The sequence below is a fragment of the Pseudomonas sp. GM24 genome, from assembly GCF_000282235.1.
GTDB lineage: Bacteria > Pseudomonadota > Gammaproteobacteria > Pseudomonadales > Pseudomonadaceae > Aquipseudomonas.
The window spans coordinates 1-13,601 of record NZ_AKJR01000088.1 but is presented as its reverse complement, the minus strand read 5'-3'; the positions used below and the strand labels follow the sequence as shown (position 1 = coordinate 13,601).

At 58.5% G+C, this 13,601-nt stretch carries 12 protein-coding genes; 5 read left to right on the top strand and 7 right to left on the bottom strand.

Going from position 1 to position 13,601, the window contains the following annotated elements:
* Positions 1-106: 106 nt before the first annotated feature.
* Positions 107-886 carry a TSUP family transporter gene (locus PMI23_RS12840; RefSeq protein WP_007914752.1) on the top strand — a complete coding sequence of 260 codons (780 nt, stop codon included), beginning with the start codon at positions 107-109 and terminating at the stop codon, positions 884-886.
* On the opposite strand, the gene nudC is transcribed toward PMI23_RS12840, so the two are convergent.
* From nudC to PMI23_RS12820, 4 genes are all read right to left on the bottom strand, one after another.
* A complete protein-coding gene (nudC, locus tag PMI23_RS12835; protein ID WP_007914754.1) occupies positions 854-1,684 on the bottom strand; it encodes an NAD(+) diphosphatase in 831 nt (276 codons plus the stop codon). The two genes, PMI23_RS12840 and nudC, sit on opposite strands and share 33 nt — an antisense overlap.
* Before the next feature lie 6 nt (positions 1,685-1,690).
* Positions 1,691-2,503 (bottom strand): crotonase/enoyl-CoA hydratase family protein, encoded by an 813-nt coding sequence (locus PMI23_RS12830; protein ID WP_007914761.1) that lies wholly within the window; start codon positions 2,501-2,503, stop codon positions 1,691-1,693.
* Positions 2,504-2,675: 172 nt separating this feature from the next.
* Entirely contained in the window at positions 2,676-3,599 is a 924-nt protein-coding gene (locus PMI23_RS12825) for a magnesium transporter CorA family protein (protein ID WP_007914763.1), read from the bottom strand.
* Between the two features lie 7 nt (positions 3,600-3,606).
* The gene (locus tag PMI23_RS12820; protein WP_007914765.1) at positions 3,607-5,181 is read right to left on the bottom strand and encodes a RimK family protein; all 1,575 of its coding nucleotides are present in this window, start codon (positions 5,179-5,181) and stop codon (positions 3,607-3,609) included.
* Positions 5,182-5,273: 92 nt separating this feature from the next.
* On the opposite strand from PMI23_RS12820, the gene PMI23_RS12815 reads away from it, so the two are divergent.
* Positions 5,274-6,374 carry a peptidase C39 family protein gene (locus PMI23_RS12815; protein WP_007914768.1) on the top strand — a complete coding sequence of 367 codons (1,101 nt, stop codon included), beginning with the start codon at positions 5,274-5,276 and terminating at the stop codon, positions 6,372-6,374.
* Between the two features lie 114 nt (positions 6,375-6,488).
* Here the strand turns inward: PMI23_RS12815 and PMI23_RS12810 are convergent, their stop codons facing one another.
* Together PMI23_RS12810 and PMI23_RS29275 are read right to left on the bottom strand one after the other, a co-directional pair.
* Positions 6,489-7,643 carry a PQQ-dependent sugar dehydrogenase gene (locus PMI23_RS12810; RefSeq protein ID WP_007914770.1) on the bottom strand — a complete coding sequence of 385 codons (1,155 nt, stop codon included), beginning with the start codon at positions 7,641-7,643 and terminating at the stop codon, positions 6,489-6,491.
* A 52-nt stretch (positions 7,644-7,695) separates the two neighbouring features.
* Entirely contained in the window at positions 7,696-8,016 is a 321-nt protein-coding gene (locus PMI23_RS29275; RefSeq protein ID WP_007914772.1) for a hypothetical protein, read from the bottom strand.
* A gap of 189 nt (positions 8,017-8,205) precedes the next feature.
* On the opposite strand from PMI23_RS29275, the gene ku reads away from it, so the two are divergent.
* On the top strand, positions 8,206-9,072 hold the full coding sequence (gene ku, locus PMI23_RS12805; RefSeq protein ID WP_007914774.1) for a non-homologous end joining protein Ku: 867 nt from the start codon (positions 8,206-8,208) through the stop codon (positions 9,070-9,072).
* A gap of 117 nt (positions 9,073-9,189) precedes the next feature.
* Here ku and lpxO read toward each other — a convergent pair whose 3' ends face one another.
* Positions 9,190-10,089, bottom strand: coding sequence for a lipid A hydroxylase LpxO (lpxO, locus tag PMI23_RS12800; RefSeq protein WP_007914777.1), 900 nt, complete (start codon positions 10,087-10,089; stop codon positions 9,190-9,192).
* A 378-nt stretch (positions 10,090-10,467) separates the two neighbouring features.
* Between lpxO and PMI23_RS12795 the strand changes: the two genes are divergently transcribed.
* Both PMI23_RS12795 and PMI23_RS12790 read left to right on the top strand, forming a co-directional pair.
* A complete protein-coding gene (locus PMI23_RS12795) occupies positions 10,468-12,054 on the top strand; it encodes an ABC-F family ATPase (protein WP_007914779.1) in 1,587 nt (528 codons plus the stop codon).
* A 262-nt stretch (positions 12,055-12,316) separates the two neighbouring features.
* On the top strand, positions 12,317-13,504 hold the full coding sequence (locus tag PMI23_RS12790) for an MFS transporter (RefSeq protein WP_007914781.1): 1,188 nt from the start codon (positions 12,317-12,319) through the stop codon (positions 13,502-13,504).
* The last annotated feature ends 97 nt before the right edge of the window (positions 13,505-13,601 follow it).

Here is a 13,601-nt window from a genome sequence, read left to right as displayed (position 1 = left end):
GGCTTGCCAGCGATGGCGTCAGATGGGTCGCCGCAAAAGTTGGATACAGGTAACATGACCGCCCTCCCCGCAGCCCAATCTGCGCCCTGCCGAATAAGCCGATTCCATGCCTTTCGAACTCAGCGTTGACCTCACCACCCTTGCCATCCTGGCCCTTGTCGCTTTCATTGCCGGTTTCATCGACGCCATCGCCGGCGGTGGCGGTCTGCTGACCACGCCTGCGCTGCTGACCGCTGGCCTGCCGCCGCACTTGGTACTGGGCACCAACAAGTTGAGTTCGACCTTCGGCTCGGCCACCGCCAGTTTCACCTTCTACAAACGCAAATTGTTCCACCCGCGACAGTGGACCCACGCCATCGTCGGCACACTGGTCGGCGCACTGACCGGAGCCGTCGTCGCCCATTACCTGCCGGCCGAATGGCTGAACAAGATGCTTCCGGTAATCGTCTTCGCTTGCGGCCTGTATCTGTTGTTCGGCGGCACGCCAAAAGCGCCACTGGACAGCGACGCCCCGATCAAAAAGAAATGGCAATCGACCCAAGGCTTCAGCCTCGGTTTCTACGACGGTGTGGCCGGCCCCGGTACCGGCGCATTCTGGACAGTAAGCAGCCTGCTGCTCTACCCAATCGATCTGGTCAAGGCCAGCGGCGTGGCGCGCAGCATGAACTTCGTCAGCAACATTGCGGCGCTGTCGGTGTTCGTGTTTTCCGGGCAGGTGGACTGGATCATCGGCCTGAGCATGGGCCTGTCGGTGATGGTCGGCGCGTTCTTTGGCGCGCGCACCGCGATCAGCGGCGGCGCTAAATTCATTCGCCCGGTGTTCATCACCGTGGTGCTGGGTTTGACCGTACGCCTAGCCTGGCAGCACTGGTTCAGCGTGGCCTAAACGCCGGGCCACGTAGACGTCGATCAGGTAACGGGCAATCGACTTGGACGCTGGCAACGGCGGCAAGTCGTGCACGTTGAACCACTGGGCGTCTTCGATCTCGTCTTCCTGACAGACAATTTCGCCACCGGCGTATTCGGCATGGAAGCCGAGCATCATCGAATGCGGGAACGGCCAGCACTGACTGCCCATGTACTGAATGTTCTTCACCTCGATCTGCACTTCTTCGCGCACTTCCCGAATCAGGCAATCCTCGGCGGACTCGCCCGGCTCGGCGAACCCGGCCAGCGTGCTGTAAACCCCGGTGACGAAACGCGGTGAGCGCGCCAACAGGATTTCGTCGCCACGGGTGATCAGCACGATCATGCTCGGCGAAATCCGCGGATAACTGCGCAGGTCGCACGGCTGGCAATACATCGCCCGCTCGCGCGGCACCTGCGTCATGGCCTGCCCGCAGTTGCCGCAGAAACGGTGCTCACGGGCCCAGGTGCCGATCTGCGCGGCATACCCAAGCACCTTGTAGATGGTGTGATCGCCGTCGAGCATGAACGCCCGCAGGCCTTTCCAGTTGCAACCCGACACTTCGCTGGCACTGCGCAGTTCCAGCAAATACACCGGCTCGCCATCGAGATGGCCAATGCCATGCTCGGTGAGAACTGACAAGTCCTGACGCTTGAGCCATTCCCGAGGGAACAACGCGCCGTTGTCGTCGAACAAAAAGCCTTCCGGGCTGCGCGCCACGGCCCAGCCGCCCGGTTGATCGGTGTCCAGTACTGCAGTGGTCCAGCGAGATGTCATGGTTTCTCAGTCCAGGAATTCGGGTTTCTGTTTGCTCATATGGGCAGCCATGGCCACGCGCAAGTCGGTGGATTGCAGCATGGCGGCATTCCAGGTGGCAACGTATTCGAGGCCGTCGTCGATGCGATGGTCGCGCATGTAGCTGATCATTTCCTTGGTGCCGGTGACCGCGATCGGCGATTTCGAAGCGATCTCGCGGGCGATGTCCAGCACACCTTCGAGCAGCGCGTCCTTGTCGCTGTAGACGCGATTGACCAGGCCGATGCTGCGCGCTTCTTCGGCGCCGAAGGTGCGACCGGTGTAAGCCAGTTCACGCAGCATGCCGTCACCGATGATCCGTGGCAACCGTTGCAAAGTGCCAACATCGGCGGCCATGCCGATATCGATTTCCTTGATCGAGAATTGTGCGTCTTCGGCGGCATAGCGCATGTCGCACGCGGCGATCAGATCGATGGCGCCGCCCAGGCAATAACCTTGAATGGCCGCAAGCACCGGTTTACGGCAGTTGTCGACGGCGTTGAACGAGGCTTGCAGGGTCAGAATTTTTTTACGCAGCAGGCGCGCGTTGCGGCCGACGTCCTTGCCCAGTTCATTGGCGACGCCGGCGAGCATCATCAGGTCGATGCCGGAGGAGAAATGTTTACCGTTGCCGCTGAGCACCACCACGCGCACTTCGTCGGTGTCGTCGACCCACTGGAAGATCTCGACGATCTCGCTCCAGAACGCCGCGTTCATCGAATTGATTTTTTCCGGGCGATTGATCTGCACATGGGCGATGTTGTCGGCCAGTTCGACGTTGAAGGCGGAGTATTGAGTCATGGCAGTGATCCTTTACCGGGCAGAGAATGAGGCCCGAACTATAACAAGGCATCACGGCGGCGGTTCGGCCAAATGCGGGACTGCAGTGCTTACTCCCCTGTAGGAGCTGCCGAAGGTTCGGGCCGCGATCGGACCTTCGGCAGCTCCTGCCCGGGTTATTGCACAACCCCACTCATCGAGCCAAACGCCGCAACCCAAACATCATCCCCCCCGCCCCCAACAACATCACCGCCAGAAACAGCGGATAGGAAATCCACCACGGCGTCCCCGCCGTCATCATGCTGAACTCCGACATGCCACCAATGCTCGCAATCAGGTTCAACGGCAGAAACACCACGTTGATCAACGTCAGCTTGCGCAGCAGGTTGTTCATGCTGTTGTTCATCAGATTGCCGCGCGCATCGATCAAACCGGAAAACACCGTCGAGTAGATTTCCGCCTGCTTGTAGCACTGGTTGTTCTCAATGATCAGATCGTCAATCAGGCCGAGCGCTTCACTGCCGAAATGCTGTTTCTCGGCATGATTGCGCAGGCGCGTGAGGACCGCGCCGTTGCTGTGCAGCGCGTTGATGTAATAGATCAGGCTTTCGCTGAGGTTGAACATCTGCACCAGATGCTGGTTCTGCATCGAGTGGTTGAATTTCTGCTGCAATTCGCGGGCGACCAGTTTGATCACCTTCAGGTGCCCGAGGTAGTGATGGATATTGCTGAACAGCAAATCAAGCAACACATCCAGCGGCGTGTTCAACGGCTGGCGGGTGCCGAGGCCGTGCAGCGGCGTGTCATCGGTGGCGATTACCAGCAGTTGCCCCGGCGCGAACAGCAGCCCGCAGGACGACACTTCAAATGCCAGACTGCCGCCACCGGAGTAGTTTTCCGGGCGTTTCCAGATCAGAAACAAATGGTCGGGATGAAACTCGATGCGCGACACCTCATCCGGGTCCAGCGCTGACGCCAATGCGTGTTCATCGACCTTGAAATGACTGTGCAGCAAGTCGCGCTCGGCGGCATCGGGGTTGCTGAACAGCATCACCTCGGCGTCCAGTCGCTCGACCCGCTGCAGGGCGCCGTGGCTCAGTGCGAAGCTGTTGATCATCGGCGCCTCACCAGGCCTGGCCGCGACGCTTGAGTTCCAGGCGGCGCACGAACTCTTCCAGCACCAGTGAGTACAGATCGTCGTGCAAATAGGCGTCTTCGATGCCGGCGTCGAGGTTGGGGTTGTCGTTGACTTCGATCACCACCACTTTGTCGCCGGCCTGCTTCAGATCGACACCGTAGAGGCCGTCGCCAATCAGATTGGCGGTCTTCACTGCCAGCTCCACCACCGCACGCGGCGCCTCGTGGATCGCCATCGTGCGGCATTCGCCGTTGACGTCCTGACCTTTGGCCTTGTGGTTGTAGATTTGCCAGTGGCCCTTGGACATGAAGTATTGGCAGGCGAAGATCGGTTTGCGATTGAGCACGCCGATGCGCCAGTCGTACTCGGTGTAGAAAAACTCCTGAGCCAGCAGCAACACCGAGTGCTCAAACAATTCGGCGGTCGCCTCAAGCAGCGCTTGCTGACTTTCGACCTTGATCACACCGCGGGAAAAACAGCCGTCGGGAATCTTCAGCACCAGCGGAAAACCAAGGCGCTCACCCACTCGTTCGAAGTCTTCGGGTCGCTCCTTGTAGAGGATTTCGGTGGCGGGCATGCCCAGTTGATGGCTGTTGAGCAGATCGGTCAGGTAAACCTTGTTGGTGCAGCGCAATATCGACGTTGGGTCATCCATGACCACCAGCCCTTCACTTTCGGCCTTCTTGGCGAAGCGATAAGTGTGGTTGTCGACGCTGGTGGTTTCACGGATCAGCAAACCGTCGTACTCGGCGAGACGTGCGTAATCCTTGCGTTCAATCAGTTCGACGTCGATGCCCATGGTTTTGCCGACCCGGACGAAGTTCGCCAGTGCCTTGGCGTTGGACGGCGGTAAAGCCTCCTGCGGATCGTGCAATATTGCCAGGTCGTAGCGCGCCACTTGCGGCGAGCGCGGCACACGCCAGACTTTACGACTGAAACCGTCCAGCGCATTGGCAAACTGATCTTCCTGATCGTCGCGCAACTTGTGCAAGGCACCGGACTTGATGCCTTCAATATGCCATCCGTTAGTTCGCCGAAACTCAACTAACAGAATCGGACAGGGAAACACTTCAAACAACTGCCGGGCCAGATCCTGTAATGGCTCGATATGGGTCCGGCCAAAATACAGGGTCAGAGTAAAGCCTTCGGTATCACTGTAGAGATGATGACTGAGGGCTTTCTCAAGGGTTTTATCGAGATCGTCCAATGCCAGACCGTACAGTGATTTTTTTGTCAGTTCGCTGATGGTTCGCACCGACGGAATCACCTTGTGCCCCCGCGCCTCGGCGAGCAACGAGCAGTAGTAACCGTGGCCAAGGTACTTGTAGCTGCGGCACAGATTGATCACCTGCACGCGCTTGCCCGGCTCGCTGTCACAGCTGTGCTCGAGGTATTCCTGCGCCGTCAGGATGTCTTCGCTGGGGAAATATGAGGCCCAGTCTTCCTTGCGCTCGACAATAATCAAAACCTGACTGGATGTTTTAATCGCTGATTTTAAATAAGTTGCCGCCGGCAAACTTTGCTCGGATACTTCGCGCCAATGACCCTGTACCGCTGACATAGAGATTGATCCGTTGGAGAACAAGACCTTTTCTATTAAGCACGAAGTTTTTTGAAAGTCTCGTTTCGTTACGCAACTTTTACGGTGGTCATATGAAGGCTGTTTTTCGTTTGGCGGTAGTTGAAGACTTGCCGGCGTTGCTGGCACTGGAAATGCAATGTTTCACCACGGACCGGCTCACCAGTCGCAGCTTTCAGTGGATGATCACCCGTGCTCACGGGCAGTTGCTGGTGGCGGAGTACGACGGTCAATTGTTGGGTTATGCGTTGGTGTTGTTTCATCGCGGCACTTCGCTCGCGCGGCTGTATTCCATCGCCATCGCCGTCGAGGCGCGCGGCACGGGCCTGGGCAAGGCATTGCTGCAGCGCATTGAGGCGATGGCCCTGGAACATGACTGCGCGTACCTGCGCCTGGAAGTGCGCCTCGACAACCCTGCGGCCATCGCGCTGTACGAGCGCAATGGCTACCGGCGTTTTGCCCTGATTCACGATTACTACGAAGACCACGCCGATGCGCTGCGTCTGGAGAAACGCATTCTCCAGCACCGTGATTCGCGCAGCATCAAGGTGCCTTACTACCCGCAAACCACCGATTTCACCTGTGGCCCGGCGTGTCTGTTGATGGCCATGGGCGCCTTGCAATCGGAGCGTTTGCTGGAGCGTCGGGAAGAGTTGCAGGTCTGGCGGGAAGCAACGACGGTGTTCATGACCTCCGGCCATGGCGGTTGCAGCCCGCAGGGATTGGCACTGGCGGCGTGGCGTCGGGGGTTTCGCGTGCGTATGGCGCTGAGCATGAGTGGGCCGCTGTTCCTCGACGGTGTGCGTGACGCGCATAAAAAAGACGTCATGCGCCTGGTCCACGAAGAGTTTACGGCGCAATTGCAAGAGACCGATGTCGAGTGCGTGATCGGTGCATTGCTGGATCTGCCGCGACTGCTGGATGCCGGTGGACAGCCGATGGTGTTGATCAGCAGCTATCGACTGACCCGCTCCAAATCGCCGCACTGGGTGATCGTGACCGATTGCGACGAAGACTTCGTTTACCTGCATGACCCGGATGTTGACCACAGCCAGCATCGACAGCCCATGGATTGCCAGCATGTGCCGGTGAGTCATGGGGAGTTCGAGAAAATGTGCCGGTTTGGCCGGGGTAAATTGCGTGCTGCAGTAGTGCTGTATTCCCGCGAAACGTAAACCTCCACATGCAGGAGCTGCCGCAGGCTGCGATCTTTTGATCTTGATCTTGAAAACAAGATCAAAAGATCGCAGCCTCGTTGCACTCGACAGCTCCTATAGGGGGAATCTTCTTTAAAGTTCGGGCTTCAAGCCGATTTTGTACAAAGAGCCCTTCTCTTCATCCGTCAGCACGTACAAGTAACCATCCGGCCCTTGCCGCACATCACGAATCCGCTGCTTGAGTTCACCCAGTAAGCGCTCTTCGTGCACCACCTTGTCACCATCGAACTGCAAGCGGATCAGCTCCTGAGTCACCAGCGCGCCGATAAACGCATTGTGTTGCCACGGCTTGAAACGATCGGCATCGTAAAACGCCATACCGGTAACGCCCGGCGACTTCTCCCACACGTGGTGCGGTGCGACAGTGCCTTCGGCCGTTTTGCCCTGAGCTTCCGGGATCGGCTGCATCGAATAATTGATGCCGTGGGTCGCCAGAGGCCAGCCGTAGTTCTTGCCGCGCTCGATGATGTTCACCTCATCGCCACCGCGCGGGCCGTGCTCGTTTTCCCATAGCGTGCCGGTCCATGGATTGAGTGCCGCACCCTGCGGGTTGCGCAGGCCGTAGGCCCAGATCTCGGGGCGTACGCCGGACTGACCAACAAACGGGTTGTCATCCGGCACCTTGCCGTCCGGGTAGATGCGCACGACCTTGCCTTGCAGCTTGTCGAGATCCTGCGCGGTCGGCCGGTCGTTGTTCTCACCCAAGGTAATGAACAAATAACCGTCGCGATCAAACACCAGCCGTGAGCCGAAGTGATTGCCGACCGAAAGCTTCGGTTCCTGGCGGAAGATCACTTTGAAATCCTTCAGCGTCTTCAAGTCATCCGAGAGCCGTCCTCGCCCCACAGCGGTGCCGGCCTTGTCGCCGGCACCGCCACCTTCGGCATAGGACAGATAGACCAGACGATCCTGTTTGAAGTCCGGTGACAGCGCGACATCGAGTAACCCGCCCTGCCCCTTGGCCCAGACCTGCGGCACACCGGAGATCGGCGCCGACAGTTTGCCGTCGGCGGCCACCACGCGCAGATTACCCGGACGCTCGGTGACCAGCATGCCTTGGCGATCCGGTAAAAACGCCAGTGCCCAAGGATGCTCAAGGCCTGCGGTGATGGTCGTGACTTCAAGGGTGCCCTGCTCGCTTTGCAGCTCTTTGGGGGCGGCGGCAAAGGCCGGAGCGCTGATCAGCGCGCCGGCACACAGTGTGGCTAGAACGGTTTTACGCAACATGCACGATTCCTTTTGTTCGTTTGCAGGGCCGGCAGAACCTCAGTTCTGCCGCTCAACGGTTGCTGTCTCCGCTGCGCGAAGGTGGGTTGGGAATGAACGTGGGCGGCGTGCTCGGCACCGAGCGGATCGGCTGGCCATTACCAATGCCTCGGTTCTCGACCGTAGGCTGGCGCGGCGTCGGTACAGTGTTCGGTCCCCGAATGGGTGGAGCGCTGGGCTGAGTGCCCTGCATGCTGTTCGGATTGGCCCGGCGGATCGGACTGTTGTAGGGGTTATTGCTATTGCCGGTGGGGCTTTGCGCCAACAGGACGTCGGCATGAACCAGACCACCACTGAGGGTCAGGACGACGATGCCAAGCAGAATTCGGTTCATGACGCTGCCTCTCGATGGGCCGGGGATAGAGCCTTCGAGTCCACGCTACGCTCAGGGTTCGGATTTGTTAACCCGCAAGCCTTAAACAACATGTAACACGGCTTGACCGAGTCCCTGTAAACCCGCGCATTTCGGGGAAACTTTCAGTCACAGCCGCAGGTCATCCGATCATCACTCGGAGAACTCACCATGGCTCGGGCAATCTGGAAAGGCGCAATCAGTTTCGGACTGGTGCACATCCCTGTCGCATTGGTCTCGGCGACCTCGTCGCAGGGCGTCGATTTCGATTGGCTCGACAGCCGCAGCATGGATCCTGTCGGTTATAAACGGGTCAACAAGGTCACCGGCAAAGAAGTCACCAAGGAGCACATCGTCAAAGGTGTGGCCTATGAAAAGGGCCGCTATGTGGTGCTGAGCGAGGAAGAGATTCGCTCGGCGCATCCCGTATCGACGCAGACCATCGACATCTTTTCCTTTGTCGATGCCGAACAGATTCCCCTGCAGAACATCGACACGCCCTACTACCTGGCACCCGACAAACGCGGCGGCAAGGTTTACGCATTGCTGCGTGAAACCCTGAGCAAAACCAACAAGGTCGCCCTCGCCCGCGTGGTGCTGCATACGCGCCAGTACCTCGCGGCGTTGATGCCGCTGGATTCTGCCTTGGTGCTGGTGAAGTTACGCTGGCCGCAAGAGGTGCGCAGCCTCGATGAGCTGGAGCTGGGCAGCGAAGTGACCAAGCCGCAACTGGCCAAGGGTGAACTGGACATGGCCAAACGGTTGGTGCAGGACATGAGCGCGGACTGGAAGCCCGAGGATTACAAGGATGAGTTCGAAGACAAGATCATGGCTCTGGTCGAGAAAAAGGCCCATGAAGGCAAGATCGAGGATGTCGAAACGGTGGGCGGCGAGGAAGAGCGCAAGACAGCTGATGTTATCGATTTGACCGAGCTGCTTAAACGCAGTCTGGGTGGGAAAGCGGTGGCGAAACCAAAAGCGAAAGCAGAGAAAACGGCGAAATCTGCGCCGGCTAAGAAGACCAAGAAGGCTTCCTGATAGTGATTGGTTGCCCTTGAGACCTTCATCGCGAGCAGGCTCACTCCTACAGGGGAACGCATTTCAAGTGTAGGAGTGAGCCTGCTCGCGATGGCGTCAGCAGCGTCTGCCTGGAACTCAGATCAGAATGAAGATCGCCAGCAAACCACCGAAGATCGCCCACTTTTCCATGTAGTAACGCTTGCGATTGCGCTTTTTCAGTTCTTTGCCACGCAGACGAATCTTGTAGATCCGCGTAAACAAGCGGTTGATCCCGCCAGTACGGTCGCCTGCATCGTTCGGCGCGCCGGCAGCCGACATCACCGTACGGCTGAACCAGGCGTTGAACGCGGCGGCCCAGCGGTACTTCATCGGGCGCTCAATATCGCAGAACAGGATGATGCGGTTCTTGTCGGTGGTGTTTTCGGCGTAATGAATAAACGTCTCGTCGAACATCACCGCTTCGCCGTCACGCCAGTGGTAGCTCTCACCGTCGACGTTGATGTAGCAACCGGCGTCGTTCGGCGTGTCCAAGCCCAGGTGATAACGATAGGAGCCGGCATACGGGTCACGGTGACGCACCAGTTTCGAGCCCGGTGGCAGCTCGGCGAACATCGCGGCCTTGATCGAACCAATGCTTTGCACCAGTTCGGTGGTGCGCGGACACAGCTTCATCGCCGACGGATGGCTTTCGCCGTACCACTTCAGGTAGAAACGCTTCCAGCCGCTTTTGAAGAACGAGTTGAACCCGACATCGTCGTACTGGTTAGATCGCTTGATCTCGCCGGCACGCAGCAAATTCTGCCCTTCTTCGCGGATTTCCTCCCAGTGTGCCTGCAACGGGCTCAAGTCAGGAAACTCGCTCGGGTCCAGGTACGGCTGGTTCGGCTTCTTCGAAAACAGATAAAGAAAGCAGTTGATCGGCGCCAGAAACGTCGAGTGGTCGCTTAGTTGTCGACCGAGCTTGTGGCGCACACGCCCACGCAAATGAACGTATGCAATGGAAATGACATAAATAGCAGCAATGATGAGTTTCACGGAAATCGTCACACGTCAGAAGTGAACAAACTGCGCGCCTGGCGGCCTGAGGCTCAGCGTCTTATGCAGTGGTCTGATTACAAATGGCACGTCCTTGGCCCGCGCCGTTACCGGACGCTCGGTGAAAGGTGGCATTTTAGCCACAGTTTGTAACCGATAGTGAATCTTCAACTGTGAAAAACTGTCCCGCGATGACGTCAATCGGCGATCGTGGCGTGATCGCCCTATCGTTTAGAGAGCCAGACCAGTACAATCGCCGCCAAACTTTACGCGCCCCCCTTGGTTGATGACGGGACTCTCCCGCTTCAGCGCACTTCGACTCGGGCCAAGCGCTGCAGCCGCACCCTCGCTACTCAGAATGCTTCGCAGGAATAACTCTTGATCTCTACAGCTAACATCACGATGCAGTTCGGCGCCAAGCCGCTCTTCGAAAACGTTTCGGTCAAATTCGGCGCGGGCAACCGCTATGGCCTGATCGGCGCCAACGGTTGCGGCAAGTCGACCTTCATGAAAATCCTCGGCGGCGACCTCGACCCGTCCGGCGGTCAGGTCATGCTCGAGCCGAACGTGCGTCTGGGTAAATTGCGCCAGGACCAGTTCGCTTACGAAGAATTCACCGTGATCGACACCGTGATCATGGGTCACGAAGAGCTGTGGAAGGTCAAAGCCGAGCGCGATCGTATCTACTCGCTGCCGGAAATGAGCGAAGAAGACGGCATGGCCGTGGCCGAGCTGGAAACCGAATTCGCCGAAATGGACGGCTACACCGCCGAATCCCGTGCCGGTGAACTGTTGCTGGGCCTGGGTATCGGCATCGAGCAGCACTTCGGCCCGATGAGCGAAGTCTCACCAGGCTGGAAACTGCGCGTATTGCTGGCGCAGGCGCTGTTCTCCGATCCGGAAGTGCTGTTGCTCGACGAACCGACCAACCACCTGGACATCAACACCATTCGCTGGCTGGAAAACGTTCTGACCCAGCGCAACAGCCTGATGATCATCATCTCTCACGACCGTCACTTCCTGAACAGCGTGTGCACGCACATGGCTGACCTGGATTACGGCGAGCTGCGTCTGTTCCCGGGCAACTACGACGAGTACATGACCGTGGCGACCCAGTCCCGCGAGCAACTGCTGTCGGACAACGCCAAGAAGAAAGCGCAGATTTCCGAGCTGCAATCGTTCGTCAGCCGCTTCTCGGCCAACGCCTCGAAAGCCAAGCAGGCCACCTCCCGCGCCAAGGCGATCGACAAGATCCAGCTGGCCGAGGTCAAGCCTTCGAGCCGCGTGAGCCCGTTCATCCGCTTCGATCAGAACAAGAAGCTGCACCGCCAGGCGGTCATCGTCGAAAAAATGGCCAAAGGTTTCGACGGCAAACCACTGTTCAAAGACTTCAGCTTCCAGGTTGAAGCCGGCGAGCGCGTAGCGATCATTGGCCCGAACGGTATCGGCAAAACCACCCTGCTGCGCACCCTGGTCAACGAACTGACCCCGGACGCCGGCAGCATCAAGTGGACCGACGCCGCCGAACTGGGCTACTACGCCCAGGATCACGCGCACGACTTCGAAGACGACGTCACCCTGTTCGACTGGATGGGTCAGTGGACTCAGGGCGAGCAGATGATTCGCGGTACTTTGGGCCGCATGCTGTTCTCCAACGACGAAATCCTCAAGTCGGTCAAAGTGATTTCCGGTGGTGAGCAAGGTCGCATGCTGTTCGGCAAGCTGATTCTGCAAAAGCCGAACGTGCTGATCATGGACGAACCCACCAACCACTTGGACATGGAATCGATCGAGGCGCTGAACCTGGCGCTGGAAAACTATCCGGGCACGCTGATCTTCGTCAGCCACGACCGTGAGTTCGTATCGTCCCTGGCCACGCGCATCATCGAGCTGAGCCCGGATGGCGTGACTGACTTCAGCGGCACTTACGATGACTACCTGCGTAGTCAGGGCGTCGTGTTCTAAACAGCTGCTGCAATCTAAAAAGCCCTGTCCATGTGACAGGGCTTTTTGCATGTGTTCGGTCAGAAATTCATTGGTTCAGATACCATCGCGAGCAGGCTCACTCCTACAAGGGTACGCATTTCAAATGTAGGAGTGAGCCTGCTCGCGATAAGGCCATCAGCAGCAACATCGATCCTCAGGGAAAGTAGTTAGCCTGCTTTCTTTTATTTCAAGCCCACGCCATGATGCGAACTCTCCCACCGCCGCCCGCGAACGAGTCCTCATGTCTGCGCAGCAACTGCCACCGCAAAGCTCCATGGCGATCACCCTGCAGATCGTCTCCATCGTGTTCTACACCTTTATTGCGTTCCTCTGCATCGGTTTGCCGATCGCAGTGTTGCCCGGTTATGTGCACGAACAATTGGGTTTCAGCGCGGTGATTGCCGGTCTAGTGATTGGCTCGCAATACCTGGCCACCCTACTCAGCCGGCCAATGGCGGGACGCATGTCGGATACGCTCGGAACCAAACGGGCGATCATTTATGGCTTGTGGGGGATTGTCCTCAGCGGCTTGCTGACGTTGCTTTCCACACTGCTGCAGGACTTTGCGCTAGCGAGCCTGATCATTCTGATCATCGGCCGTTTGCTCCTCGGTATCGCGCAGGGCTTGATCGGCGTCGGCACCATCAGTTGGTGCATGGGCCAGGTGGGTGTCGAACACACCGCTAAATCCATTGGCTGGAACGGTATCGCGTCCTATGGCGCGATTGCCATTGGCGCGCCGCTGGGTGTGGTGATGGTCGCCGATTACGGCTTTACCAGCCTCGGCATCGCGCTGGCGGTACTGGCGGCAGGCGCGCTGCTACTGATCCGCAACAAACCCTCGGTGCCGGTGATTCGCGGCGAACGGCTGCCGTTCTGGGCGGTATTCGGACGGATCGCCCCGTATGGCGCCAGTCTGACTCTGGCCTCGATCGGCTACGGCACGCTGACCACCTTCATCACCTTGTATTACCTGAACCGTGGCTGGACCGGCGCAGCGTACTGCCTGACGGTGTTTGGTGTGTGCTTCATCCTGTCGCGCCTGATGTTTATCTCGGCGATCAGTCGCTTCGGCGGGTTCAGGTCCGCCATTGCTTGTATGACTATAGAAACCGTCGGGCTGGTGCTGTTGTGGCTGGCGCCGTCCAGCGCTTTTGCCTTGATCGGCGCGGGATTGGCCGGGTTTGGCTTGTCGCTGGTGTACCCGGCGTTGGGTGTCGAGGCGATCAAGCAAGTGCCCAGCTCCAGCCGTGGTTCCGGGCTGGGCGCTTACGCGGTGTTCTTCGATCTGGCGCTGGCGATTGCCGGGCCGTTGATGGGCGCGGTGGCGTTGAAGCTGGGATATTCGTGGATATTCTTCAGTGCGGCGCTGTTGTCAGTGATTGGGCTGGGGCTGACTTTGCTGCTCCAGCGCCGGGCAACGACCTGAAGTCCGACGCAGCCCCCTGTAGGAGTGAGCCTGCTCGCGATAGCGGTGTGTCAGTCGACATAATCTTTTCTGATGAACCGCTATCGCGAGCAGGCTC